Source organism: Sorangium sp. So ce385, from assembly GCF_051474135.1.
GTDB lineage: Bacteria > Myxococcota_A > Polyangia > Polyangiales > Polyangiaceae > Sorangium > Sorangium cellulosum_D.
In genome coordinates this window covers 5,712,779-5,738,762 of the sequence record NZ_CP150337.1, presented here as the reverse complement: position 1 = coordinate 5,738,762, position 25,984 = coordinate 5,712,779, and the positions used below count along the sequence as shown (strand labels likewise).

The following is a 25,984-nucleotide window of genomic DNA, read 5'->3' as shown; positions in this document are numbered from 1 at the left end:
GCGATGCTGACGCGCGAGCTCATGGGCGCCCTCGCCCTGGCCATCCTCTGGGTGAACACGCTGCTCATCGCCGCGGCCGCGCTCAAGCAGCTCGCGGCCGTCGCGGCGACGCTCCGGCGGCTCGGCGCGCTGATCGAGGCGCGCGTCCTCCGCGGCGACGGGCGCGGCGGCGCGCTCGCCGGCCACCGGATCGAGCAGGTGGGCCGCGCGGGCGCCAGGGGCTCGGCGCGCGAGGAGATCGTCTTCGCCGACAGCGGCCGCGGCGGCGAGATTTACGGCGGCGCCGTCGCCGCGGGCGGGCGGGAGATCGCGATCGCGCCCGCCGTGGAGGGCGAGGTCTGGGTGTCGCGGGCCGAGATCCGCGCGGCGTCCGAGTGCCCCTCCGACGCGCGCTTCGACGAGGCCTACCAGCACGCGCGCAAGCCGCGCGGCTTCTCCCGGACCGTGGAGGCCCGGATCTGCGCGGGCGCGCCGGTGTGGCTGCTCGGCGCCCTGGAGCGCGACGTCGACGGCGCGGATCGCATGCGCCCCGCGCTCGTGTCCAGCGTGGACCCGCGCGCCCTTTGCCGGCGGAAGCTCGCGCTGCTCTCGCTCGGCGTGGCCGGCGTCCTCGGCGGCCTCGTGGGCTGCACCGCGCTCGCGCTGTCGCGGCCGCGCTTCGGGCCGCTGAGCACCGCGGGCGGCGCGCTCTGCCTCGCGTTCTTCCTGCTCGTCCAGCCGCTCGGGACCGCCCTGCGCGACGCCGCGCGCCTCCCGAGCGCCGCGCCCGCGGGCGGCCGCTGGGTCCGGAGGCGCGCGGGCGGCGCGTCGCCCCGCGCCGCCTCCAGCTAGGCGAGCGGAGCCGCTCGAACGAGCGCGCGAGATCGCCTCGCGTCGCGTCGCACTAGCCGCGCGACAGGAGCCGTTCGAACGCGTCCTCGGGCAGCTCGTCGAGCCGCTCGACCGAGAGATCCGCGCCGAGCGCCGCGTGCCGCGGGCCCACGCCGATCACCTTCATGCCGCCGCGCTTGCCGGCGAGGACGCCGGCGGGCGCGTCCTCGACCACGACGCACCGGCCCGGCGGGACGCCCACGGCCTCGGCCGCGCGGAGGAACACCGCGGGGTGCGGCTTGCCGTGCGACACCTCCTCGCCGCTGACGACGGCGTCGAACGCGCCCGCGAGCCCGGTCGCGGCGAGGATCACGTCGAGGTTCTCGCGCGGCGCGGAGGACGCGATCGCCATCCGGAAGCCGCGCCGGGGGAGCGCGCTCAGCCACGCGCGCACGCCGGGCAGCGGCTCGATCCCCGACGCGGCCGCCCGCTCCCGGTAGCGCCGCTCCTTCGCGCCCGCGATGCGGGCGATCTCGGCTTCCGGGATCCCCGGATCGATCAGGCGGCGGAGCAGATCGTCGTTGCGCATCCCGAACACCGCATCATGGTCGGCGCGGTCGTAGGTGCGACCCTCGGCCGCGAGCGCGTCTCGCCAGGCGGTGAAATGGAGCTCGCTGGAGTCGATCAGCGTCCCGTCCAGATCCCAGAGAACGGCCTTCGGCTGCGAGAGCGACATGGAAAGACACTAGCACCCGCCGCTCCGCGGAATCTCCACGGCGCCGGCGTGCCCGGCGCGCACGCCCGTTCGCTGCTCGCAGGGTTCCCCGCCGGCGACCGGTCGCTGCGTCACGGATTTCTGCTATCGCTCCCCCGCGATCCTCGGGCCGCCTCCCGGACTTCGGCCGTGCCCGGCCGCCTCGCCGAGCGCGCTCCGCTGTTCCGCAGGGAAGCTGTTCCCTAGGTAGGGCGTAGCTCACTCCGGCGCGTTCGCGCGCTCACCGTTTTCAAGCCCCCGGATCCCCTGACCTCCTCATGCCCTCTCCGCAGATGCCACCCGCGGCGCCTCGCCCGCCGACCTCGCCATCCCACGCCACCTCCCCCCACGCCGCGCCGCCCTCCTCGAAGGGCGGCGGGCTCGCCGCGCGCCTCGCCGAGCTCCAGGTGAACCGGCCCGCGCTGCCGCTGCTCGCGACCGGCCTCCTCACCGTCATCGCCCTCTTCCTGGCGACGCGGCTCACGGTGCTGACCGGCTTCGAGTCGCTCCTGCCGGCGTCCCGGCCCAGCGTGCAGGAGCTCGACCGGGTCGCGGCCAAGACCGCCGGCGTGTCGACGCTCTTCGTCGTGCTGCAGGGCGGCGAGGGCACGCCCACGGTCGCGCTCCAGAAGGCCGCGGACGCGCTCGTGCCCGAGCTCGAGCGGCTCGGGCCGCCGTGGGTCGGCAGCGTCGAGGACGGCGTGCACGAGGCGTTCCGCTACCTCTCGCCGCGCGCCGGGCTCTACGTCGAGCGCGACCGGCTCACGAAGCTGCGGGACGACATCGAGGCGCGCTACGCCTACGAGGTCAACAAGGCGACCGGCGCGCTGCTCGACGAGGACGAGCCGCCGCCCGAGGTGAGCGCCCGCTCGATCGAGCAGAGCCTCGGCCTGAACGGGATCGACGCCGGGCGCTACCCCGACGGCTATTACCAGTCGAAGGACGGCAAGACCGTCGTCGTCGCCATCCGCTCGAAGGTGCTGGGGAGCGATTTCGCCGCCGGCAGCGAGGCGCTCCGCCGCGTGCGCGAGGTCGTCGATCGCGTGCGCCCCGCCTCGTTCGACCCCGGGATCACCTACGGCCTCGCCGGCGATCTGCAGACCGGGATCGCCGAGTACGCGGCGATCAACGAGGACCTGACCGACGTCGGCGTCGCGGGCGCCGTCCTCATCGCGGCGGTCGTGTTCCTCTATTACCTGCGCGTGCGCATGCTCGTCGCCATGCTGATCACGATCGGCACCGGCGTCGCCTGGACGTTCGGGGTCACGCAGCTCGCGATCGGCCACCTCAATATGGCGACCGGGTTCCTCTTCTCGATCGTCGCCGGCAACGGGATCAACTTCGGCATCATCTACATGGCGCGCTACCTGGAGGCGCGCCGCGGCGGCGCGAGCCTGCTCGAGGGCGTGCGCGTCGCCCACCGCGAGACCTGGCTGCCCACGCTCACGGCCGGCTGCGCCGCCGCGGCCGCCTACGGCTCGCTGCTCGTCACCGAGTTCCGCGGCTTCCACGACTTCGGGCTGATCGGCAGCGCCGGCATGGTGCTCTGCTGGGTCGCCACGTTCCTCGCGCTGCCGAGCGTCCTCGCGGTGATGGAGCGGCTCAGCCCCCTCGATCGGGAGTCGCCGGGCCTGCTCGGCAGGCTCCGGCGGCGCACCCAGGGCGGCATCGCGTTCGGCGAGCCGTTCGCGCGGCTCGCGGCGCGGAGCCCTGTCGGGCTGACGGTCGCCGGCCTCGCCCTGGCCGCGGTCGGCCTCGTCGCGACGGTCGCGTACGTGCGCGCCGATCCGATGGAGTACGACCTCCGGAACCTCCGCAACGACGAGAGCGCGCGCGCCGAGCAGATCCGGCTGAGCGCGCTCGCGGAGGAGATCACGGGCTACGTCGGCACCGACGGCATGGCGATCCTCGTGGATCGGCCCGAGCAGGTCGAGCCGCTGCGCGCGGCGCTCTACGCGCGGCGCGACGCGGCGCCCGAGGGCGCGAAGCCGTTCAAGGAGATCTACGCCCTCCAGGATCTGGTCCCGAAGGATCAGGAGGCGAAGATCCCGTTGCTCCTCGAGATCAAGGAGCGCGTGCTCCGGGCGAAGAAGCGCGGCCTCATCGGCGACGAGGACTGGAGCCGGATCCAGGCCATCGTTCCGCCGGACGATCTCGCGCCGTTCGGGATCGAGGATCTGCCGGCGGGGGTGGCGCGGGCCTTCACGGAGACGGACGGGACGCGCGGGCGCATCGTGTACATCAGCCCGATCACGCCCGAGAGCGTGCACGACGCGCACTACCTCTTTCGCTGGGCGGACGCGTACCGCGAGACGCGGCTCCCGGACGGCAGCGTCGTGCGCGGCTCGGGGCGCGCGGTCATCTACGCGGACATGTGGGCGGCGGTCATCGACGATGTGCCGCCGGCGGTGCTCTTCTCGCTGGCCGCGACGGTCCTCGTGGTGCTCGTCGCCTTCCGCGGCGGCCGCCCGGCGTTCGCCGTGCTCGGCGCGCTGCTCGTCGGCGTCTTCTGGATGGCGGGGCTGCTCGTGCTGTTGGGCGTGAAGCTCAACTTCCTCAACTTCATCGCCCTCCCGCTGACGTTCGGCATCGGCGTCGACTACGCCGTGAACATCGTGCAGCGCTACGCGCGCGAGGGCGCCGGCGGCGCGCTGACCGCCGTGCGCGAGACGGGCGGCGCGGTGATCCTCTGCAGCCTCACCACGACGCTGGGCTACCTCGCCCTGGTGCGCTCGCAGAACCACGCCGTGCGGAGCCTCGGCGTGGCCGCGGTCCTCGGCGAGCTCGCCTGCCTCTTCGCCGCCGTCCTCGTGCTGCCCGCGGCGCTCCTCTGGCGCGACCGGCGGCGCCCGAAGGGCGAGGAGAGCTTCCTCGCTGTCGGCCGCCCGACGACCTGAGCGCGGCCGCGGCGGCCCTGCCCGATCGCTCGCGACACGCTGAGTCCGCCCCCCGCCGGCGGGCACGAGCTGTAGTGACCCCCGGCGCCAGCCCCTGCGGGAGCGCTCGATCCGTTACGGCCCCCCTGGCGCCAGCTCCTGCGGGAGCGCTCGATCCGTTACAGCCCCCCTGCGCCAGCCCCTGCGGGAGCGCTCGATCCGTTACGGGCCCCCTGGCGCCGGCCCCTGCGGGACCACTCGATCCGTTACGACCCCCCTGGCGCCGGCCCCTGCGGGAGCACTCGATCCGTTACGACCCCCTGGCACCAGCCCCTCCTGACGGTTGCGATCCGTTACGGTCCCCCCGGCGCCAGCCCCTCCTGACGGTTGCGATCCGTTACGGTCCCCCCGGCGCCAGCCCCTCCTAACGGTTGCGATCCGTTACGACCCCTTGGCGCCGGGCCCTCCTAACGGTTGCGATCCGTTACGACCCCCCGGCGCCGGCCCCTCCCGACGGACGCGGTCCGGCGCTGGCCCCTGCGGCCACCCCTCGCCGAGCCGTGCATGCTCCACCTCGGCCCGCGCGCGCCGCCGGGGGGCCGCTGCCTGTCATGCGGAGCGGCGCCGCTGCGCGAAGTACTCCTTGATGGCGACGAGCTCCTTCGCGGTGAGGGCGGCGATCGACGGGGCGACCTTCTCCGGCTCGTGGCCCGGCGCGACACCGAACTCCCGGGACCACTCGAGGAACGTCTTGCCCGGCTCGCTCGTGACGGGGCGGAGCCGGTACGTCGCGATGTACCCCTCGGCGCCCAGGACCTGCCCGAGCAGCCGGTACGTGACGGAGCGCTCGGTCTCGGATCGCGCGACCACCTCCTCCAGGGCCCTCTCTCCCGACGGATGGAGCGTGAACTCGAAGCGCGACGGGATCTTCTCCGCCGACCCGCCGTCGATGTAACGGTAGTCCTTGACGGCGTCGCCGAAGACGATCGGCAGGAGCTTGACCACGTCGCGGAGCTCTCTCCATGCGTCCTCGATGGGCGCGTCCACCACCGCCGAATCGTAGACGTGATACCGGGCTGCGAGCATCGATGTTCCTCCCCGCGGCGTCGCACGAGCGCGACTTCCTTCCGCGCAGCGGACGATGCTACCAGATGGCCCCGCGCCGCCGTGAGCGCACCCCTCACGGCGCCTCGCGCAGATCCGCGCAGCAGCGCACGCCGGTCGAGTAGTCGAAGTACGTGAAATCGTGCGACGCGACGCGCGCCATGCACCCCTCCCGGGTCGCGCGCGCATAGAACCCGCCGACGAAGGTCCCCTCCGGATCGTCGATCCACTCGTCCAGGTTCCCCACCATGTCGGCGATCGCGTCGCCCTCCCACGCGCTCGCGCACGTCGCGGTCTCGCCCGTCCGCCGCAGGAGCGGCGCCCCGGCGACGCGCACCAGGTTGAGCCGCGGATCGCTGTGCCCGAGGCTCACGTCGCGGTGGAGCACGGCGGCCGGGTGCCCCTCGCGGAAGACGTTGCACTTCCCGTCCGCGTACGTCGGCCCGTAGGGGAACTGCTCGTCGCGCTCGCCGCGGCACGCCGTCCGCCACTCGTCGAGCGTGCAGAGCCGCTTGCCCGCGTTCCGGCACGCGAGCTCCGCCTGCGCGCCGGTCGTGTACCCCTGCGGCAGCACGCCCCGGCGCGACACGGCGCGCGGCTCGAACTCGCGCTGCTTCTGCCACCCGGGAAGGAGCGGCAGCTCCATGCGCCGCGCCTCCGCGTCGCCGAGCTGGAGCCGCATCTTCGACCACGCGCGCTCCACCGACGCGGCCGCCTGACGCGACGGCGGGTAAAACGCCGAGATCTCGAGCCCCGTCTCCCGGTCGAGCAGCACCGCCTCGTACCGGTCCACGCAGAACCGGCGCGCCACCCGCACCATCTCCGGCGGGCAGCGCGGCTCCGCGATCGGCGCCGGCGCCCTCGGCCCGGGCGGCGCCCCCACGAGCGGCGGCGCCACCTCCACCGCGCCGGCCTCCGCGTCCGCCGCGCCAGCCCCGCCGTCCACGGCGCCGGCGCCCGCGTCCGCCGCGCCGCCCTCTCGCTCCGACCGGCAGCCGGCGAGCGCCGCGCACGCGAGCGCCGCGGCCGCGAGGCGGCGGCGGACGGCGCGAGGCCGCGCGGAGCGCTCAGCGGATCGCGCCGGCATAGGGATCCATGGACGCGGGCGCCCGGCAGAAGAAGCGGCGGAGCACGAGGTAATGGTGCACCGGCAGGAGCTGCGTCTGCTCCCGCATCGAGAGCCCCATCCGGCTGATCTCGGCGCCCGGGAACGGCGTCTTCGGGTAGCAGCTAACGATCCCGGAGAGCGCCTCGTACTCGTCGAGCAGCCCGAGCACGTGCCCCACCTCGTGCGCGAGCACCGGCAGCGACCAGCCGGCCCGCATCGCGCTGAAGTACGGCGTCCGCCCGCAGGTCGGCGAGAGCGGCACCGCGAGGTCCACCCGGAGCGCCCTCCCGCGCGCGTCGTCCCCGAGCACGAAGTCGAAGTCGTAGCGCACCGGCAGCCCGAACGCGCGCGCGTCGCGGTTCCAGTACCCCTCGACCTCGGTCGACCAGCGCGCCAGCAGCGCGCGGATCGCGGCCGGCGTCGCCCGGGCCGAGAACTCGCCGGAACCCGGGCAGGCGTCCGTCGACCCGGAGCGCGCGTACGGCGTCCCGCGGCACGCGATCGCGCCCCCGAGCGCGCCGGCCAGCCCGCAGTCGGGCAGCTCGAGCCAGGCACCAGCGCCTGCCGGCGGCTCGACCGCGACGCGGACCTCGACCTCCCAGGCGCCGCCGCGCCGCCGCACGAGGTAGCTCATCGGGCCGAAGAAGAGGCCATAGTGCGGCATCATCCCGGCGATCCGCCGCTCCCCCTCCGGCGCGTCCCCCTGGAAGACGTCCCGCGGCGCCGGCAGGCACAGGTAAGCGTCCTTCGCGATCGTGTCGGCCAGGATGTCCCGGAACGTGGCCTCGCGCCCCTCGAGGACGGCCCCGCTCATCGCCTCGAGCTCCGCGGCCGCCGCCGCGATCGAGACCTCGCGCCCGGAGACCGCATCGGCTCCCTCGATCGCAGCCCCGCTGCAGCCCGCCGCGTCAAGCGCGAGCGCCGCGAGCGCCGCGAGCGCCGGACGGGCCAGGCCGCCGTGGACGCTTTGTCTTGCGCGAGCGCTCCGAAGCGAGCTACGTCGTACGTGGAACGCCGCGCGCTGGCCGGCCGTCCGAGCCGCAGAGGACACGCCGCCGGCCGCGGTGCGCGCAAGGGGGGCTCGCGTGGGCCTGGAGGTCAACGCCGCTCACTTACGGGGAGTTGAAGGAAGAATCAACGCGTCCGAGGTGAAACCGCGCAGGCGGTCGGCCGTAAGGACGCGTAGCCAAGGGCTCGGCGCGGTCGAGGAGACCGGCGAGGCCCGAGGAGCCCAGACGCGCGGGCCGCCATGCGGGCGAGGCGCGCGGTGGGCTCGGTGCTCTCGATGAAGACGAAGGTGGAGGCTCCGATGGCGATGGACATGGGCAAGTCGTTGGCGTTCACGGCGGTGTCGGGCATGGTGGCGGGCCTCGCGGGCTGTGCCTCGTCGCCGCCGCCCGCCCCCGAGACCGGGGCCTCCCCGGCCGAGCCGGCGGCTGCCGAGGCGCCCGCGGCCGGCGCCAAGGATTGCTGCCGCGGCAAGAACGAGTGCAAGGGCAAGGGCGGCTGCAAGAGCGACACCCACGGGTGCGCGGGCCAGAACGAGTGCAAGGGCCAGGGCGGCTGCAAGCCGGCCGACTGCGGCGGTCACTGAGCCGCTGAGCCGCGCGACGCCCGGCCCCGCGGGCCGGGCGTCGCCGCGGCGTGGTGACCCATGGCGAACCTCGAGCGCGCGAACCTCGAGCGCATGCGGCTCGGGCTCCCCGACCTCGGCGTCGGCGTCGGGCTGCGCATCCCGCACTACCGCCACATCTTCGAGCACCGGCCGCGGGTCGACTGGTTCGAGATCATCAGCGAGAACTTCATGGTCGACGGCGGCATGCCGATCGCCAACCTCGAGCGCGCCCTCGCGAGCTACCGCCTCGTCCAGCACGGCGTCTCGCTGTCGATCGGCAGCACCGATCCGCTCGACTTCGACTACCTGCGCCGGCTGAAGGCGCTGCTGCGCAAGGTGGGCTCGCCGTGGGTGAGCGATCACCTCTGCTGGAGCGGCGCGCACGGCGTCCACCTGCACGACCTGCTCCCCCTGCCCTACACGGACGAGGCCGTGCGGCACGTCGCGGCGCGGGCGCGGGCGGTGCAGGACTTCCTCGAGGTGCGGCTCGCCCTCGAGAACGTGTCGAGCTACCTGACCTTCACCTCGAGCCGGATGAGCGAGTGGGCGTTCCTCTCGGCGGTCGTCGAGGAGGCCGACTGCGGCATCCTGCTCGACGTCAACAACGTCTACGTCTCCTCGCACAACCACGGCTTCGATCCGGGCGCCTACATCGACGGGGTGCCGCACCACCGGATCGTGCAGATCCACCTCGCCGGCCACACGGACCAGGGCAAGTACATCCTCGACACCCACAGCGATCACGTGGCCGACCCCGTGTGGGCGCTGTACCGGCGCGCGCTCGGCCACACGGGCGACGTGTCGACGCTGATCGAGTGGGACGACGATCTGCCGGCGTTCGAGGTCCTCGCGGCCGAGGCCGAGAAGGCGCGCGCGATCCGGGAGGAGGTGGCGCGTGCGCGCGCCGCGTGACGCCGCGCCCCCGGCCGGGCTCGCCGCGATGATGGGCGAGCTCGCCCGCCTGTTCACGGCCGGCGCCCCGCTCCCCGACGACCCCGAGCTCGCCGCCCGGTGCCGCGCGCACGTCGCCGGGAGCGATCGCCTCACCCCCGCCGAGCAGGCCGACATCTACCGGCGGCAGTTCTGGCTGCGCCACCGCGACGCCCTGCGCGAGGACTTCCCCGCGCTCGCGCACGTCCTCGGCGACGACGGCTTCGACGCGTTCTGCCGGGCGTACCTCGCGGCGCACCCGCCCGCGAGCTTCACCCTGCGCGATCTCGGGCGGCGCGTCGCCGACTTCGCCGCCGCGCACAAGGCGTTCCCCCCTGCCCTGCGGGATCTCGCGCGCGACGTGGCGCGCTACGAGCAGGCGCTCGTCGATCGGTTCGACGGCGCGTCGCCGCCGCCGCTCGATCCGGCGAAGGTGACGGGCATGCCGGAGGACGGCTGGTCCACGGCCCGGATCGTCCTCCATCCGCTGCTCGCGCTGATGCAGCTCCGCTACCCGGCGCACGCTCTCCGCGGCGAGCTCCGGCAGGGCAGGTCGCCGGCGCTGCCCGCGCCGCGCCCGGTCCGGCTCGCCGTCTTCCGCAGCGGCGCCGATCTCACGATGCGCTGCGAGGAGCTCGAGCCCCCGGCGTTCGCGCTCCTCGAGGCGCTCGGGCGGGGTGTGCCGCTCGTGGCGGCGTGCGAGGAGGTGGCCGCCGGCATCGACGGGGCCGCGGGCGTCGACGGGGCCGCGGGCGTCGACGGGGCCGCAGGCGTCCACGGGGCCGCGGGCATCGACGGGGCCGCTGGCGCTCGCGAGGCCGCAGGCGAGGCGGCGAGCGCGGCGCTCGGCGCGCGGGTCGGCGCCTGGTTCCAGCAGTGGACGAGCTGGGGGCTGATCGTCGACGTCGCGCCGGGCTCCGGCGCCGAACGCGGCTAAGATGGCGCGGTGACCACCATCGTTCAGCGCACGCTCGAGGTCCGCACGAGCGGCCGCGGTTTCGTCGACATCACGCGCGAGGTCGCGCGCGTCGTCGCCAGCGCCGGCGTCGACGTCGGGCTCTGCGCCGTGTTCCTCCAGCACACCTCGGCGAGCCTCGTCATCCAGGAGAACGCCGATCCGGCCGTCCTCCGCGATCTGGAGCGCTGGATGTCGCGCCTCGCGCCGGAGGGCCGCGACTACGAGCACGACGACGAGGGCCCCGACGACATGCCCGGTCACCTCCGGAGCGCCGTCACCCGATCGAGCGAGGTGATCCCGATCTCCGGCGGCCGCCTCGCGCTCGGGACATGGCAAGCCCTGTATGTCTGGGAGCACCGTAGTTCTCCGCACGTGCGCCGCGTGGTGGTGACGGTAACCGGCACCACAGCTGCGGGTTGAGTGGTATACTCGAAGCGTTCGCATGCCCGATGACGGATGAGCACGGCGCCCCGCCGGAGGGCCGCTCGTCCGCCGCGCCCGGCAGGGCCTGATCGCGCGAGCGCGCACGCGACCCCTCACCCAGCGGAATCAGAGCGATGAGCCTTCATACGACGTTCATGGGAATCTTCGACACGGCGCGGATCTGCGTTCCGACCGTGGTGGACGCGATGATGGGGCGCGTGACGCTCGAGCGTTGCGATGAGCGGCTGGACTGGTGGGCGCGCAAGGTCCTCGAGGACGCCGACGTGGATCTCGTGGTGCGCGGGCGCGAGCATGCGGCGGGGACGCGGCCGTTCGTGGTGATGTCGAATCACCAGAGCCTCTTCGACATCCCGGTGGTGTTCCGGGCGATCCCGGGGCGGCTCCGGATGATCGCGAAGAAGGAGCTGTTCAACGTCCCCGTGTTCGGCCAGGCGATGAAGGCGGCCGGGTTCATCCGGATCAACCGGAGCGATCACGTCCAGGCGAGCGCGAGCCTGCAGGTCGGCGCCTCGATGCTCCAGGACGGCACGCGGGTCTGGATCGCCCCGGAGGGCACGCGGAGCCGGACCGGCGCGCTCCTGCCGTTCAAGAGCGGCGGGTTCAGGATGGCGATCGAGACGAACACGCCGATCCTCCCGGTCGCGATCGACGGGACGCGGCACGTGCTGAGGGCGAAGGATTACGTGGTGCAGCAGCACCACCGGGTGGTGGTCACGATCATGCCGCCGATCGATCCGGCGCCCTACGGCGCGGGCGGGCGCAACCGGCTCATGCGGGACGTGCGCGCGGCGATCGCGGGCGCGCTCGGGCATGATCCGGGGCTGGTCCACCGCGGGGTCGGGGTGGCGACCTCGTCGCCGGCGTAGGCGGAACCCGGGGGCTGGACGCTCCCCGCGCTCAGAGCCTCTCGACCTGCCGAGCGGCGGCCGGCTCGCTCTGCTGGAGCGCGCTCTCCGGCGGCTGCGCCCGCGATCGGTGCTCCTCCGGCGGGGACGGCCGGAGCGCCCAGGGGCTGCGCTTCGGCGCCTCGCCGCCCTCGCCCTCGCCCGGCGGCTGGTGCTCCGCCATGAGCCAGGCCCAAAAGGCGTCGGCCCAGCGGGCGCCGCCCACCTCGTTCGGGTGGATCTTGTCCTTCTTGCGCGGGAGGGGGCCGGGGACCAGCGCGTCGGAGTCGAAGAAGCGGCACGGCGCCGAGTTGGTCCGGATCACGTCGATGATCCCGGTGTCCTTCCGCCAGAGCGGCGGGGAGACCCACACGCACGGGCGGCCGCCGATCGCCTTGACGATGCGCCGGACCGCGCCGGCGTGGGCCGGGGGATTGACGTTCTCGACCTCGTTGGCGCCGAGGCTGATGATCACGAGGTCCGGCTGGTAGTTGGCGACCAGGAGCTCCATCCGGGACGCCCAGGTCACCGTGTACGAGCTGGTCTCCGCCTTCACCGCGTAGCGGACGCGGTGCGCCTCCATCCGCGGACGGAGCGCCTGCGCGAAGCCCGCGAGCGCGAACGAGTCGCCGATGTGCAGGACCGCCGTGTTGGGCGGAACCGAGAACTCCGGCGGCGCGGCGGGCGGCGGCGCGACGGCGGCCGCGAGCGCGGCGGGCGCCGGCGGGGCGGCGGCCTCCGAGGGGCGGGCCGGGGCGGGCGCGACCCCGGACGGCGGCGCGTCCGGAGACGGCGGAGCGGGCGGCCCAGGCGGCGGCGCGGCGCCGCACGCCATGCCCGCCGCAGCAACCCCGGCGAACGCCCATTTCCTGACCCGGATCTCCCTGCCCATGCTCGCTCCCAGCGCCGCGTCCAGCGCGCGGCCGGAGGCGCCGGAGGGGCCCGCGGCCGCGCGAAAAGGTCGCGCGGCGCACTCTAGGGCAGGCCGCGTCCGCACGGCAATCATTGAGCAGACGGCCCGCAGGCCTTATTACATGCGCATGAGCTTCCGTCTGTTTGGAGTCTCGGTCGACGTCCAGCTCGGGTTCTGGCTCTCCGCCGCGCTGCTCGGGTTCGGGATCTTGGCCAGGGAACAGTACCAGCAGTTCCTCGTGTGGGTCCTCGTGGTCTTTCTCTCGGTCCTCATGCACGAGTTCGGTCACGCGTTCGCCATCAAGCGGCACCGGATCGAGCCGGAGATCACGCTGCACTTCATGGGGGGGACCACGACATGGCGGTCGCTCCTGCCGCTCGGGCGGCTCCAGCACGTGATCATCAGCTTGGCCGGCCCCTTCGCCGGGTTCTTCGTCGCCGGCGTCCTGCACCTCCTGCTCCTCTATGTCCCGGCGATCTACGCCCTCCCGATCATGCTGCTGAGCGGGATGGAGATGCTCATCACGGTCAACGTGTGGTGGGGCATCCTCAACCTGATCCCCGTGCTCCCGTTCGACGGCGGCCACGTCCTCGAGCACGCGCTCGGCCCGCGGCGGGCCCGGCTGACGGCGGCGATCTCGGGCGTCGCCGCCGTCCTGCTCGCCATCTTCTTCCTCCGCGCGGGGTTCTTCTTCTTCTCGCTGATCCTCGTCATGTCCGCCTTCCAGAGCCTGCAGCGGTTCCGCAGCGAGCCGGCGGCCTCGTCGCCGACGATGAACCGCCGGCGCGCCGCGCTCCACGAGGAGCCGGTGCCGCCCGAGACGGCGGTGCTGCTCCAGCGGGCGCGCCGGGCCGTGGAGGACGAGCGGACGGACGAGGCGATGGCGCTGGCGAACGAGGTGCTCGCGCAGTCCCCGGCGCCGCCGAAGCGCGCGATCCGGGAGGCGCACGAGCTCATCGGCTGGTCGCACCTGCTCCTCGGCGACGCGAAGCGCGCGGGCGAGTCGCTCGCGCAGGCGCGCAAGCACGGCGAGCCGGATCCGGCGCTGGTCGGCGCGGTGCACCTCGCGCTCGGCGAGCTCCGGCAGGCGCGCAAGGTCCTGGAGGCCGCCCGCGAGGCCGGCGACGACCGGAAGGAGGTCGCTGGGCCGCTGATCCGCGTGCTCGTCGAGCAAGGCGAGGTGGCGCGGGCGGCCGCGGTCGCGCTCGACATCGTGGAGCAGCTCTCGGAGGACGACGCGCGGAGGATGGCGGAGATCGCGTTCGCGCACGGCGCGTTCGACTGGTCGGCGCGGCTCTACGAGGCGATCTTCCGCCGCGCGGGCCAGAGCGAGGACGCCTACGGCGCCGCGCGCGCGAGCGCCAAGGACGGAAACCTGGAGGGCGCGCTCGAGCTGCTCCGGCGCGCGGTCGAGGCCGGGTTCTCGGATCGGGCGCGGGCGTGGTCGGACACGGCGCTCGAGGCGCTCCGCGGCTCGGGGCTCGAGGCGGTGCTGCCGCGCCCGTGATGGCGGAAATCCTGACGGGATCGCCGGGGCGCTGAACTAGGCTCCGGCGCGTGCGCATCCAGGTGCCTTTCCTCCGGGTGGGATCCGTCGAGGTCCCGCCGCCCGCCTACCAGTCCGAGGGAGCCGTCGGGCTCGATCTCTGCGCCGCCGTCGACGCGCCGGTGACGCTCGCGCCCGGGGAGCGGAAGCTCCTGCCCACGGGGTACGCCGTCGCCCTCCCCGACGGCTACGAGGGGCAGGTGCGTCCGCGCTCGGGGCTCGCCCTCCACCACGGGATCACTGTGCTCAACTCCCCCGGGACGATCGACCCGGATTACCGCGGGGAGATCAAGGTCGTCCTGATCAACCTCGGCGCGGAGCCGTTCACCGTGAGCCGGGGCGATCGGATCGCGCAGCTCGTGATCTGCCCGGTCGCCCTCGCCGACGTGGTCCTGGTCTCCGCGCTCGCGCCCACGGCGCGCGGCGCGGGCGGCTACGGCTCGACGGGCGTGCGCCGCGAGCCCTAGCGCCGCGCGCCCGGGGCCCGGCTCACCGCGACCTGAGCTCCTCGACCAGGAAGCTCCACACCGCGGACACGCGGGGGACGTCGCGCAGGGCGCGGTGCCCGACGAGCCAGAGGTGGTCGGTCGGCCACTCGGCCGCGCTCGCCTCGAGCGCGGCCGAGAACCGCAGCGGCGTGAGCGCGTGCACGCGCAGGTACGGCTCCGGGATCAGCGCGGCGCCGAGGCCGAGCTCGGCCGCGGTGATCTGCGACCGGAAGAAGCTCGTGCGCAGCGCGATCTCCGCGCCGGCGGCGTGGCGCGCGAGCCAGAGCGCCGGAGGGAAGCTGGCGAGGTCGCGATCCCAGGTGATCCACGGCAGGGCGTCCCACGCCTCGACGCGGCCGGCGTCCCTCGCGAGCTCTGCCGAGGCCGCGGCCACCCAGCGCGCGGACGCGAGCTTCGTCACGACGAGGTCGGCGCCCTCCGGCCGGACCGAGCGCAGCGCGAGATCCGCCTCGCGCCGGGTGAGATCGAGCACGCGCACGGACGCGTCGAGCTCGATCCGGATCCCGGGGTGACGCGCGCGGAGGCGCACCAGCGTCGGCACCACGAACGAGTCGGCGAAGCCGGGGGCGACGCTGAGGCGCACGACGCCCTCGGCATCCGCCTCGGCGCCCGAGGCGTCGCGCGCGAGGCGCCGGTGCGCCGCCTCCATCGCCTCGGCCGCGGGCAGCACGAGCTCGGCGACGCGCGTCGGGACGAGGCCCTCGCGCGTCCGATCGAAGAGGCGCGCGCCGAGCGTCGCCTCGAGCGCCGTCAGGCGGCGGCTCACCGTCGAGGTGTCGAGGCCGAGCCGCGCGCCCGCCTGGCCCAGGCTGCCGTGGCGGTGGATGGCGAGGAAGATGCGGATGTCGTCCCATCGCGCGTCGCCGAGGTCCTGCGATCTCGCGGCCATGGAGCGCGCGCTAGCGATCCGCCGCGAACAGCCGGAAGACCGCGATCCCGATCCCCAGGACCACGAGGCCGACCGCGAGGTGGAGGAGCCGCAGCGGGCCCACGCCGATGCGCTCGCCGTCGAAGAGCAGCGACGCGGCCCCGAGATCGAGGAGCGTGATGACGACGGCCGCGCCCGCGAGCCGCACGGGCAAGGCGAACATGGCCATGAGCTCGGCCGCGCTCAGGCTGGGGCGCGCGGGCGCGCGGGCCGTCATCGGGGGCGGCATCCGCGACGGCGCGTACGACGGCCGCGCGAAGGGCGGGGGCGCCGGGGGAGACCAGTCGAGCGCGAGCGGCACGACCGGCTCGGTGGGCAGGCTGTGCGCCGGGAGGCGGCCGCCGCGCTCCGGCAGATCGAGCTCCCGCGTCGCCGCGTCCGCGAGCGCCGCCGGCGCCGTGAGGCCAGCGCCGGCGAGATCCAGCGCGCGCGGGGAGCGCGGGGCCGCGGGCGACGCCGAGGGGCGGCGGGCGCCGGGCGGCGCGGGGCCCCGGCCGGGCAGCGCGATCGGCGGCGCGCTCGGCGGGAGCCCGAGCGCCTGCTCGACCTCGTCCCAGAACGCGCCGAGGTCCCGGAAGCGATCGCGCGGATCCACGGCCAGCGCGCGCCGGAAGGCGCCCTCGAGCGCGTCGGGCACGAGGACGCCCTCGCTCCTCGGGGTGGGGCGGCGCTTCTCGTCGAGCACCGTGCCCATCATGGCGACGTGATCCCCGGCGATGATCTCGCGGCCGGCGAGCGCCTCGACCGCGGTGACCGCGAGGCCCCAGACGTCGGTCCACGGGCCCGTCTTGCCGAAGCGCTTCGGCGCCCACTGCTCGGGCGCGCCGTACGCGGGCGTGAACGCCGTCGAGAGGCCGCCCGACGTGGTCGCGGTCTGGCCGGCCATGACCGTCGCGGCGTCGCGGGCGCGGGCGATCCCGAAGTCGAGGATCTTCACGACCTCGGCGCCGTGGATCTGGGCGAGGAAGATGTTGGCCGGCTTGAGATCGCGGTGCACCACGCACGTGGGGCCGCTCGGCCCGGGGAAGCGGTGCGCCGCCTCGAGCGCCCGCGCCACCGGGGTGAGCAGGCGGATCACCTCGATCGGCGAGAGCGGCGGCCGCCGCTCCGCGGCGCGGGCGGCGATGTGGCTCGCGAGCGTGCTGCCCTCGAGCCACTCCAGCGCGATGAACGGGACGAAGACGCCGCCCGCGGTCGAGATCACGTCGTGGTGCAGCGGCCGGACCACCGCGGGGATCGCGGCCGAGAGGCGGAACAGGAGCTCCGCCTCCTCGCGGAATTTGTCGAGGAACTGCGCGCGCAGCTGCTCGGGCAGCGCCCCCGGGACCTTGAGGCACTTCAGCGCGACCGGCGCGCGGAACGCCTCATGGTACGCGCGGTACACGACGCCGAACCCCCCTTCGGCGACGACCCGCTCCACCTTGAACGCCCCCTGGGTCGTGCCGACGATCCCGAAGACGTCATCGGCCATCCGCCGGAGCGTACACGAGCTCGGCGCGGCCTCGAAAGGCCCGGAAGCCTTGACCTCGCGGCGCCTGCCTCCCCCTGGCCTGCGCGCCGCCTACCCGCGCGCACAGGGCGCCTCGAGGGCCGGGCTCTCGCCCACACGCTCCCGCCCACCTCACCGTCGGGGGATCGCGCCGCCCTCTCGATGTCGGGCGGAAACGCAAGCAAAAAGAACAATCATTCTGATGGCTTCCACCTTCACGTGAAATCTTTCGTCTCAGCAAAGGTCCCCCGCGAGCTCCCCCGCTGCCGCCCCGCCGCGACGCTCCCGCCGCGCTCCGCGGCCGCCCCGCGAGCGCCCTCGCTCCCCTGCCCCGGCACCCCGGCCGCGTCCCACGGAACCGGTGAGCCCGGCCACCCTCCCTCCGGGAGCGCCCGACAGTCCGCCCGGGCCACACTCGGTGGTCCGTTTTACGCCGCGTCGCGCTAGGCTCGCCGCATGCCGCTGCGTCGCCGCGAGGTCGATCGACCTCTTCGTAAAGAAGTTCGCCTGCTTGGCCGCCTGCTCGGTGAAGTGCTGATCGAGCAGGAGGGGGAAGACCTCTTCGCGCTCGAGGAGCGCATCCGCACGCTCGCCATCCGGAGGCGCCGCGGCCCGAGCGACGGGCGCGCGCACGCGGAGGCGGAGCTCAGCAAGCTGCTCGCGAGCCTGCCGCACGATCGCATCGAGCCCGTCATCCGCGCGTTCACCGTCTACTTCCGCCTCGTCAACCTCGCGGAGCAGCACCACCGCATCCGCCGCGCGCGCGCGTACGCGACCGACCCCGACGCGCGCCCGCAGCGCGGCTCGCTCGAGGCCGCGATGCGCGCGCTCAAGGACGCGGGCGTGCCCGCCGAGCGCGTGCGCGCCGCGCTCCGCTCGCTCGACGTCACGCTCACCCTCACCGCGCACCCGACCCAGGCCGCGCGGCGCACCGTCCTCGAGAAGCTCTACCGCATCGCGCGCAACCTCGAGGAGCGCGACCGCTGCCACCTCACGCCGGACGAGTCGGCGAAGAAGCTCGCCGAGATCCGCGAGGAGATCACCGCGCTCTGGCAGACCGACGAGGTGCGCCGCGATCGGCCCACCGTCGGCGACGAGGTGAAGAACGCCGCCTGGTACATCGAGGAGATCCTCTGGGATCTGCTCCCCGAGCTCCCCGCCGCGCTCGAGCGCGCGTTCGAGGCCGCCTACGGCGAGCCGCTCGACGCCGAGATCGTGCCGCTCCGCATCCACTCGTGGGTCGGCGCCGACATGGACGGCAACCCGCTGGTCGTGCCCGCCGTGCTCGAGGACGCGCTGTTCGCCTACCGCATCCGCGGCCTGCGCCGGCTCATCCGCGCCGCGCGCGAGCTCGGCGGCGCGCTGTCGCAGTCGCTCCGGCACGTCACGCCGCCGCCCTGGCTGCTCGCCTCGATCGAGGAGGACGCGGCCGCGATGCCCGAGGCGGCCGCGCACTTCGGGCCGCGCACCGAGGGCGAGCCGTGGCGCCGCAAGCTGCGCTTCATCGAGGCGCGCCTCACCGCCACCCTCGAGCACGCCGAGCACGGCCGCGCCGAGGCCCGCGCGCGCTACGGCCAGGGCCCCGCGCTCGAGGGGCGCGCGTTCGTGCGCCCGGAGGAGCCGACGCTCGCCGCCCCGTACCGCGAGCCCGCGGAGCTCGAGCGCGACCTCGCGCTCGTCGCCGACAGCCTCCGCGCCGCGCGCTGCGGGCACTCGGGCGAGCGGCGCGCCCGCGCGCTCCTGTCGCAGGTGCGCGCGTTCGGGTTCGCGCTCGCCGAGCTCGAGATGCGCGCCCCCGCCGAGGACGCCCGCGCCGCGGCGGCGCACGTGGCGGAGGGCCGGATCGAGCCGGCGCAGATGGGGCCGGAGGCGCGCCGCGTCTTCGAGGCGCTCCAGCGGATCGCCGCCGCCCAGCGCGACAGCGGCGAGTCGGCCTGCCGCACGCTCATCCTGTCGATGACCCAGAGCGAGAACGACGTCCTCGCCGCGCTCGCGTGCGCGAAGGCCGCCGGGCTGTGGGACGAGGCCCGCTCGTGCGCGCGCATCGACGTGGTCCCGCTGTTCGAGTCGCTCGGCGCGCTGAACGACAGCGCGCGGATCCTGCGCGCGCTGCTCGCCCACCCGGAGTACCGCCCGCACGTCCTCGCCCGCGGCGTGCAGGAGGTGATGATCGGCTACAGCGACTCCGGGAAGGAGGTCGGCCTGCTCGCGGCGAGCGCGGCGCTCCGGCGCGTGCAGGAGACGCTGCCGAAGATCGCCGCCGAGGCCGAGCTGCCGCTCCGCGTCTTCCACGGCCGCGGCGAGTCGGTGGCGCGCGGCGGCGGCCCGGCGCACCAGGCGCTGCTCGCCCTGCCGGCCGGCAGCGTCGGCGGCCGCTACAAGGCGACGGAGCAGGGCGAGGCGCTCGACCACAAGTACGCCCGCCCCGAGCTCGCGATGCGCACGCTGGAGCTCATGCTCAGCGGCGTCATCCTGCACACGCTGGGCGCGCAGCCGCGGCCGCCCACCGCGTCCGAGCTGCGCTACGCCGCCGCGTTCGACGAGCTCGCCGAGACCGGGCGGCGCGTCTACCGCGGGCTCGTCTGGGAGGAGCCCAAGTTCGTGGAGTTCTTCACGGCGGTGACCCCGATCGACGAGATCGCGCGCCTGCCGCTCGGCTCGCGCCCGAGCAAGCGGCGCGCGGGCGGCCTCGAGTCGCTGCGCGCGATCCCGTGGGTCTTCGCGTGGACGCAGAACCGGGCGATCCTGCCGGGCTGGTACGGCGTCGGCAGCGGCCTGGAGGCGATGGGCCAGCGGCCCGAGGGCGCGGAGCTGCTGAAGGAGATGATGGCGTCGTGGCCGTTCTTCCGGGCGGTCATCGACAACGTCGAGATGGTGCTCGCGAAGGCGGACATGAACATCTTCGCGGGCTACGCCGAGCTCGCGCCGGCCGCGGCGCGGAAGGCGGTCGCGCCGAGGATCATCGCGGAGTACCGGCTGACGCGGTCGTGGCTCAAGCGGCTCACGGGCAACCGGCGGCTGCTCGACGGCAACCCGACGCTCCAGCGGTCCATCTCGCTGCGCAATCCTTACGTCGACCCCCTTTCATTCCTGCAAGTCGAGCTCCTGCGGGCGAGCCGCGGCGGGGACTCCGATCGCGATCGCTCGCTCCTGCTCACGCTGAACGGCATCGCCGCCGGCATGCGAAACACGGGGTGAACGGCGCGCGCCGCGTCGCTCGTCGACGCGGCGCAATCGCCCGACACCACGCGGCGCGGCACGATCGGTCGACGCCCAGCGTCGCCGGGCGACGGTCTCGAACACGTGACAATCGCTCGGCCAACGAGGGCGTCGCGTGGTAGAAGGCCGGCGCCATGACCAGCATCGTCGAGTTCGGACGTCCCGACACCCTTCCGGCATCGGACAAGCGCCTGCTGCTCGTCTTCGACGGCGGCAATGCCCCCGGCTACTCCTCGGTCGCTGTCGCGCTGACCGAGGAGGCGGCGCGACGAGGCTACGAGGTGTGGGCCGCGACCGAGGGCTTCCGCTCCCTGACCGCGGACGCGCGCGCCCAGCCCCATTTCGAGCGCCTCATCATGAGCCGCCGCCAGCGCTACTCCCTGCTCGCGCAGGGCATCCCGGCGCGCTCGATGGGGCGGCGCGTGCTCGACGCCGGCAGCGACTTCCGGAGCGAGCGCTACACCGGCTTCCTCGATCGCGAGAAGCGCAAGCAGGCCGCCGTGACGTTCAAGGAGCAGGGGTTCACCCATCTCATCTGCGTCGGCGGCAACGGCACGTTCGAGGGCATCAAGGCGTGGCTCGACGAGTTCGAGGTCCGCCCGCAGTCCGGCTTCGTCAACGTCTCCATCGACAACGACCTGGAGGGCGATCGCGCGATCGGGTTCCTGTCGGGCGTGGAGACGGGCGCCAACATCGCGCGCGGGCTCTACGAGGACGCGTACACGCACAAGCGCATCTACATCCTCGAGATGATGGGCAACCGCAGCGGGCGGCACGCGCTCCACTGCGCGGTGGCGGCGCGCGCGCACCTCATCGTGCTCCCCTTCTTCCGCTTCCCCCAGGACGTGCTGGGCGAGCTCGCCGAGGGCCTCGGGCGCGCCGACTACGCGCTCGTGATCGTCGCGGAGGGCTACGAGGCCGAGCGCCGCCGCAAGGAGCACCCCGGCGTGTCGGCGAGCGTGTTCCTGAAGCAGCAGCTCGAGGGCGCGGGGCTCCGCGACACGCCGGACAAGCGCGTCATCGCCGAGCCGTTCAGCCGGTACATCCGCGGCATCCGCCCCGCGTTCCTCGACGTGTCGGCCGCCTTCCTCAAGGCGTCGCTGCTGCTCTCGGCCTTCGACGAGGGGCGCACCGAGGTGATGCCGTACGTGCTGGCCGCGAACGACGTCGGCGTGCTGGATTTCGCCTCCATCCGCCGCGAGGACGGGGTCGAGCGCGCCTTCCTGCCGCTGCTCGACCGGCTCGACCTGCAGCGCTTCAAGACCTGGATCCTCGACCACTTCATCAGCCTCGGCGGCGGCGGCCGGACGAGCCGCGCGCCCGGGCCGCACGGCTGAGGGCGGCGCCGGCTCAGGCGACGGCGCGGGTGAGCGCGCCCGCGAGGTGCTCGCGCGCCCAGTCCTCGAAGCGCCGCCACCCGACCTCCGGGGCCAGGGCGTGGAGGGCCGCGACGTCGACGCCGGGGCCGCCGCGGGCGAGCCAGCGGAACATCGCGGCGAGGTCCTCGCTGCGCGCGCGCACCTCGGCGAGCGGCACCTCGGCGTAGCGGATCTCGCGGCCGGCCACGCGGGACAGCGCCGCGCCGGCCTCGGCGCCGGTGAGCTCGTCGGACGCGAGCTCGACCCGGCGCCCGAGGAAGTCGCGCCGGCGCTCGAGCACGAGCGCCGCGAACCGCCCCAGGTCGTCGGCGGCGAGCTGCTGGAGCCGGCAGCCCGCCGGGAGCGGGACGGCGTAGACGCCGCGCTGGAGGCCGAGGAGCGCCGCGGGCGAGAGCAGGTCTTCCATGAGGTAGACCGGCGCGAGGATCGTGCAGGGCACGCCGAGCGCGGCGATGCGCCGCTCGGCGGCCGCCTTGCTCTCCAGGCAGGGGATCCCCGTGCCCCGGTCGGCGCCGGCGGCCGAGGCGTAGACGAGGTGCGCGCCGCCGGCGGCCCCGGCCGCCTCGGCGGCCGCGAGCCCGCGCCGCACCTCGGCGTCCCGGGCGCCGGGGCCGCCGTCGAGCGGCGCGCCCACGGCGAAGACCGCGTCGACGCCGGCCGCCGCGCGCGCGGCCGCGCGCGGCTCGTCGAGGCTCCCCTGGACGACCTCGGCGCCGAGCTCGATGAGCCGCGCCGCGGCCGGGTCGCCGGGCCCGCGGGAGAAGGCGCGCACGCGGTGCCCTCGGGCGAGCAGCGCCCGCGCCACCGCCCCGCCCTGCGCCTCCGTCGTCCCCGTCACCAGCGCCCGCATGGCCGCGCTATGGGGATCCGGGGCGGGCTCCGTAAGCCCTCGCCGCGCCGGGCGAAGGCGCCGGGAGCGCCGGCGCGGCGAGCCGCCGCGCTGGACGAAGACGCCGGGCGGTCAGGGCACGCCGCTGATGAGGCGCGCGACGGTGTAGACGGTGGCCGCGAGGATGGCCGAGGCGGGGATCGTGAAGATCCAGGCCCAGACGATGCGGCCGGCGACGCCCCAGCGGACGGTGGAGAGGCGCCCGCTGGTGGCGCCGACGCCGACGATCGCGCCCGTGATCGTGTGGGTCGTGCTCACCGGGATGCCGAGCGCCGTGGCGCTGAACAGCGTCGCCGCGCCGGCCGTCTCGGCGGCGAAGCCGCCCACCGGCTTCAGCTTCGTGATCTTCATGCCCATCGTCTTCACGATGCGCCAGCCGCCGGAGAGCGTGCCGAGGCCCATCGCGGCGTGGCAGACGAGCACGACCCAGAGCATCGGCTTCGGTTCGTGGCCGCCCTCCTGGAGGCCGGCGGAGATGAGGAGCGCCGTGATGATGCCCATCGTCTTCTGGGCGTCGTTGCCGCCGTGCCCGAGCGAGTAGGCGGCGGCGGAGAGCAGCTGCAGCCGGCGGAAGCGCGAGCTCACCTTGCCGGGCGTCCAGCCCTGGGCGAGCAGCCGGATGGCGTGCATGAGCGAGAACCCGATGATCGCGCCGAGCAGGGGCGACACCAGGATGAACGCCGCCGTCTTGCCGAAGACCGTCGCGTCGAGCACCGACAGCCGCCCCGCGCTCTTCACCGCCGCCCCCGCGAACGCGCCCATGAGCGCGTGCGACGACGACGACGGCAGCCCCCACCACCACGTGAGCAGGTTCCAGATGATCGCGCCGAGCAGGCCGCCCAGGATGACGTTCGGGGTGATGAACGCCGGCTCGACCCCCTTCGCGATGTTGCGCGCGACCGTGGGCTCGAACAGGGCGAACGCGATGAAGTTGAAGACGGCGGCCCAGATCACCGCGGTGCGGGGCGACAGGACGCGCGTCGAGACGATCGTCGCGATCGAGTTCGCGGCGTCGTGAAAGCCGTTGATGTAGTCAAACACCAGCGCGATCACGAGGATGGCGAGGATGTAGGTCGTCATGCGTGCTCGAGCACGATGCCCTCGATGATGTTCGCGACGTCCTCGCAGCGGTCCGTCGCGTTCTCGAGGAGGTCGTAGATGTCTCGCCACTTCATCACGAGCAGCGGGTCGTTCCCCTTCTTGAAGAGCGCCGCCAGCGCCGTGCGATAGTGGCCGTCGGCCACGTTCTCGAGCTTGTTGATCTCGACGCAGAGCTCGAGGAGATTCGGCTGCCGCTTCAGGTCCCGGAGCGACTGGACGGCGGAGCTCATGGCGGTGCACGAGTCCACGACCGCCTGCGCGAGCTGCCGCGCCTCCGGGAGGGCGCTGCCGACCTCGAAGAGCACGAGCCGCACGCTCGCCGCCTCGATGCAGTCGAGGACGTCGTCGAGCCGGGTGATGAGCGCGTGGATCTCCTCGCGATCGAGCGGGGTGATCCAGGTCTGGTGGAGGGCGGCCAGACATCCGTGGGTGATTTTGTCGCCTTCGTCCTCGAGGTCGGAGATCCGCCTCGCCAGCGCCGGCGCTTCGTCGAGCTGGTCGAGCATCTCCAGGAGGAGCTCGCTCGCCGCGACGCTCCGCTGCGCGTGGTTGGCCAGCGCGTCGAAGAAGACGGCATCACGGGTCAGTCCCATGGAGCGGGCCGTTTACCCGTCTCCACGCATCACGTCAACGAGTCGTCACGGGACAGACAAAACTAGGTAACATCGTCATCTTCGCCCCGTCGCGCACGTGGCGCGCGCCGGGCGCTCGGCACGCGGGTGACATGGGTATTCGGAGCAAGCTCATCGCGTTCGCCGTGGGGATCGCGGTCCTCGCGGCGGTGGTGTTCGACGGCTATGTCGTGAAGACGCTCGGCGCGGAGCTCGGGGAGCACACGGCGGCCGACCTGGCCGCGCGGACGGCGCTCGTCACCGAGGCCGCCGCGAGGGCGGCCGACCTCGCGGCCGAGGCGCCGGCGCTCGCGTCGGCGCTGTCGGCGAGCGCGGGGGCGCGCGTCACGCTCATCGATCCGAGCGGCGCGGTGCGGGGCGACTCGTCGGTCGCGCCGGAGCGGCTCGTCGAGCTCGAGGCCCACGCGACGCGCGACGAGGTCGCCGACGCGCGGCACCACGGCACGGGGCGCAGCGAGCGCGTGAGCAAGACGACGCGGATGAGGATGCTGTACGCGGCGAAGCGGCTCGACCGGCCGGACGGGCCCTGGGTCGTGCGGCTCGCGTTCGAGCCGATCGCCATCGACCGCAGCCTGTCCGCCGCCCACACGCGCGTCGTGGAGGGGACGATCCTGGCGCTCGTGCTCGCCGTGGGCGCGGCGCTCGCCGGGGCGAGCGCGCTCTCCGGGCGGCTCGTCTACCTGACCGGCGTCGCGCGGGAGATGCGCGCCGATCTGGGCCGGCGCGCGCGCGTGCAGGGGCGCGACGAGATCGCCGCGCTCGGCGGCGCGCTCGACGAGCTCGCCGAGAGCCTGGAGCGCTCGCGGCGCGAGCTCGGGGGCGAGGGCGAGCGGTTCGGCGCGGTGCTCGAGTCGATGCGCGAGGGCGTGCTCGTCACGGACGAGCGGGGCGACATCACCCTGGTCAACCCGGCGCTCTCGCAGCTGCTCGGCATCCGCGGGGACCCGGTCGGCCGCCCGCCGCTCGAGGTGCTCCGCTCCGCGAGCCTGCACGAGCTCATCGAGGAGGTCTCGCTCGCGCGCGCGGCGGCCACGCGCGAGATCCAGATCGCGCCGGCGTCGCCGGGCGCGGCGGGGCCGCCGGGGCGCCGGATCCTCGTCGTGAACGCGGCGCCGCTCGCGCTGCCGGCGCAGGGCCGCGGCGCGGCGGGGGTCGTCGCCGTCTTCTTCGACGTGACGGAGCTGCGGCGCATCGAGGGGCTGCAGCGCAACTTCATCGCCAACGCGTCGCACGAGCTGCGCACGCCGGTCGCGTCGATCCGCGCGAGCAGCGAGACGCTGCTCGGCGGCGCGCTCGACGACCCGGCGGCCGCGCGGGATTTCGTCGAGGTGATCGAGCGGAACGCGGCCCGGCTGCACCGGCTCGTGAACGATCTGCTCGACCTGTCGCGCATCGAGGGCCGCGAGCGGTCGCTGTCGCCGGGCACGCTCGACCTCGCGGCGCAGGCCGAGGCCGCGGTGGCGCTGCTGCGCGGGCGCGCCCGGGAGAAGCGGACCGAGGTGACCGTCGACGTCGCGCCGGGCACCCTCGTCGAGGCGGATCCGCGCGCGCTCGACCAGGTGCTGACCAACCTCGTCGACAACGCGATCCACCACACGCCGGAGGGCTCGCGCGTGGAGGTGCGCGCGAGGGCCGCGAACGGGCGCGTGATCCTGGAGGTCGAGGACGACGGCCCGGGCATCCCGGCGGCGCACCAGGGTCGCGTCTTCGAGCGGTTCTACCGCGTGGATCCGGGGCGCTCCCGCGCGTCGGGCGGCACCGGGCTCGGCCTGTCGATCGCGAAGCACCTCGTCGAGGCGATGAGCGGCGACATCACGGTGTCGACCGGCGAGGCCGGCGGCGCGCTGTTCCGCGTGACGCTGCCGGGCGCGGCCCCGAGGTAGCCCGGGCTGCCGT

At 74.4% G+C, this 25,984-nt stretch carries 22 protein-coding genes; 12 read left to right on the top strand and 10 right to left on the bottom strand.

Going from position 1 to position 25,984, the window contains the following annotated elements; genetic code table 11:
• Positions 1-3 precede the first annotated feature (3 nt).
• The gene (locus WME83_RS20845) at positions 4-831 is read left to right on the top strand and encodes a hypothetical protein (protein WP_437321038.1); all 828 of its coding nucleotides are present in this window, start codon (positions 4-6) and stop codon (positions 829-831) included.
• 52 nt (positions 832-883) lie between these two features.
• Here the strand turns inward: WME83_RS20845 and WME83_RS20840 are convergent, their stop codons facing one another.
• Entirely contained in the window at positions 884-1,546 is a 663-nt protein-coding gene (locus WME83_RS20840; RefSeq protein WP_437321037.1) for an HAD family hydrolase, read from the bottom strand.
• A 296-nt stretch (positions 1,547-1,842) separates the two neighbouring features.
• Here WME83_RS20840 and WME83_RS20835 point away from each other — a divergent pair, with 296 nt between their 5' ends.
• Complete coding sequence (locus tag WME83_RS20835; RefSeq protein ID WP_437321036.1) at positions 1,843-4,461, top strand: efflux RND transporter permease subunit; 2,619 nt, start codon at positions 1,843-1,845, stop codon at positions 4,459-4,461.
• 588 nt (positions 4,462-5,049) lie between these two features.
• Here the strand turns inward: WME83_RS20835 and WME83_RS20830 are convergent.
• From WME83_RS20830 to WME83_RS20820, 3 genes are all read right to left on the bottom strand, one after another.
• Positions 5,050-5,526 carry an SRPBCC family protein gene (locus WME83_RS20830; protein ID WP_437321035.1) on the bottom strand — a complete coding sequence of 159 codons (477 nt, stop codon included), beginning with the start codon at positions 5,524-5,526 and terminating at the stop codon, positions 5,050-5,052.
• A gap of 94 nt (positions 5,527-5,620) precedes the next feature.
• On the bottom strand, positions 5,621-6,631 hold the full coding sequence (locus WME83_RS20825) for a hypothetical protein (protein WP_437321034.1): 1,011 nt from the start codon (positions 6,629-6,631) through the stop codon (positions 5,621-5,623).
• Positions 6,612-7,466: a hypothetical protein gene (locus WME83_RS20820; RefSeq protein WP_437321033.1), complete on the bottom strand. Its 855-nt coding sequence runs from the start codon at positions 7,464-7,466 to the stop codon at positions 6,612-6,614. Before WME83_RS20820 ends, WME83_RS20825 begins: the two co-directional genes overlap by 20 nt.
• Before the next feature lie 435 nt (positions 7,467-7,901).
• On the opposite strand from WME83_RS20820, the gene WME83_RS20815 reads away from it, so the two are divergent.
• The 5 genes from WME83_RS20815 to WME83_RS20795 all read left to right on the top strand — a co-directional run bounded on the left by WME83_RS20815 (position 7,902) and on the right by WME83_RS20795 (position 11,465).
• A complete protein-coding gene (locus WME83_RS20815; protein ID WP_437321032.1) occupies positions 7,902-8,246 on the top strand; it encodes a hypothetical protein in 345 nt (114 codons plus the stop codon).
• Between the two features lie 60 nt (positions 8,247-8,306).
• The gene (gene bufB, locus WME83_RS20810; protein ID WP_437321031.1) at positions 8,307-9,179 is read left to right on the top strand and encodes an MNIO family bufferin maturase; all 873 of its coding nucleotides are present in this window, start codon (positions 8,307-8,309) and stop codon (positions 9,177-9,179) included.
• Complete coding sequence (locus WME83_RS20805) at positions 9,163-10,134, top strand: HvfC/BufC family peptide modification chaperone (RefSeq protein WP_437321030.1); 972 nt, start codon at positions 9,163-9,165, stop codon at positions 10,132-10,134. Before bufB ends, WME83_RS20805 begins: the two co-directional genes overlap by 17 nt.
• Positions 10,135-10,143: 9 nt before the next feature.
• Positions 10,144-10,575 carry a secondary thiamine-phosphate synthase enzyme YjbQ gene (locus WME83_RS20800; protein ID WP_061623647.1) on the top strand — a complete coding sequence of 144 codons (432 nt, stop codon included), beginning with the start codon at positions 10,144-10,146 and terminating at the stop codon, positions 10,573-10,575.
• A gap of 137 nt (positions 10,576-10,712) precedes the next feature.
• Complete coding sequence (locus tag WME83_RS20795; RefSeq protein WP_437321029.1) at positions 10,713-11,465, top strand: lysophospholipid acyltransferase family protein; 753 nt, start codon at positions 10,713-10,715, stop codon at positions 11,463-11,465.
• A gap of 31 nt (positions 11,466-11,496) precedes the next feature.
• Here the strand turns inward: WME83_RS20795 and WME83_RS20790 are convergent, their stop codons facing one another.
• Positions 11,497-12,375, bottom strand: a complete 879-nt coding sequence (locus WME83_RS20790) for an SGNH/GDSL hydrolase family protein (protein WP_437321028.1) — start codon at positions 12,373-12,375, stop codon at positions 11,497-11,499.
• Between the two features lie 148 nt (positions 12,376-12,523).
• On the opposite strand from WME83_RS20790, the gene WME83_RS20785 reads away from it, so the two are divergent.
• On the top strand, positions 12,524-13,903 hold the full coding sequence (locus tag WME83_RS20785; protein ID WP_437321027.1) for a site-2 protease family protein: 1,380 nt from the start codon (positions 12,524-12,526) through the stop codon (positions 13,901-13,903).
• A gap of 50 nt (positions 13,904-13,953) precedes the next feature.
• Positions 13,954-14,409, top strand: coding sequence for a dUTP diphosphatase (gene dut / locus WME83_RS20780; RefSeq protein ID WP_437321026.1), 456 nt, complete (start codon positions 13,954-13,956; stop codon positions 14,407-14,409).
• 22 nt (positions 14,410-14,431) lie between these two features.
• Here the strand turns inward: dut and WME83_RS20775 are convergent, their stop codons facing one another.
• Positions 14,432-15,340 (bottom strand): LysR family transcriptional regulator, encoded by a 909-nt coding sequence (locus WME83_RS20775; RefSeq protein ID WP_437321025.1) that lies wholly within the window; start codon positions 15,338-15,340, stop codon positions 14,432-14,434.
• Positions 15,341-15,350: 10 nt separating this feature from the next.
• Positions 15,351-16,850 (bottom strand): serine/threonine-protein kinase, encoded by a 1,500-nt coding sequence (locus WME83_RS20770; protein WP_437321024.1) that lies wholly within the window; start codon positions 16,848-16,850, stop codon positions 15,351-15,353.
• 474 nt (positions 16,851-17,324) lie between these two features.
• Between WME83_RS20770 and WME83_RS20765 the strand changes: the two genes are divergently transcribed.
• Both WME83_RS20765 and WME83_RS20760 read left to right on the top strand, forming a co-directional pair.
• Positions 17,325-20,066: a phosphoenolpyruvate carboxylase gene (locus WME83_RS20765; protein WP_437321023.1), complete on the top strand. Its 2,742-nt coding sequence runs from the start codon at positions 17,325-17,327 to the stop codon at positions 20,064-20,066.
• Between the two features lie 155 nt (positions 20,067-20,221).
• Positions 20,222-21,424: a 6-phosphofructokinase gene (locus WME83_RS20760; protein ID WP_437321022.1), complete on the top strand. Its 1,203-nt coding sequence runs from the start codon at positions 20,222-20,224 to the stop codon at positions 21,422-21,424.
• 13 nt (positions 21,425-21,437) lie between these two features.
• Here the strand turns inward: WME83_RS20760 and WME83_RS20755 are convergent, their stop codons facing one another.
• The 3 genes from WME83_RS20755 to WME83_RS20745 all read right to left on the bottom strand — a co-directional run bounded on the left by WME83_RS20755 (position 21,438) and on the right by WME83_RS20745 (position 24,049).
• On the bottom strand, positions 21,438-22,316 hold the full coding sequence (locus WME83_RS20755; protein WP_437321021.1) for an NmrA family NAD(P)-binding protein: 879 nt from the start codon (positions 22,314-22,316) through the stop codon (positions 21,438-21,440).
• 111 nt (positions 22,317-22,427) lie between these two features.
• Positions 22,428-23,435, bottom strand: coding sequence for an anion permease (locus WME83_RS20750; protein ID WP_437321020.1), 1,008 nt, complete (start codon positions 23,433-23,435; stop codon positions 22,428-22,430).
• Positions 23,432-24,049: a DUF47 domain-containing protein gene (locus WME83_RS20745; protein ID WP_437321019.1), complete on the bottom strand. Its 618-nt coding sequence runs from the start codon at positions 24,047-24,049 to the stop codon at positions 23,432-23,434. The genes WME83_RS20750 and WME83_RS20745 overlap by 4 nt, the downstream gene beginning before the upstream one ends.
• 131 nt (positions 24,050-24,180) lie before the next feature.
• Between WME83_RS20745 and WME83_RS20740 the strand changes: the two genes are divergently transcribed.
• Positions 24,181-25,971 carry a HAMP domain-containing sensor histidine kinase gene (locus WME83_RS20740; protein ID WP_437321018.1) on the top strand — a complete coding sequence of 597 codons (1,791 nt, stop codon included), beginning with the start codon at positions 24,181-24,183 and terminating at the stop codon, positions 25,969-25,971.
• Positions 25,972-25,984 lie beyond the last annotated feature (13 nt).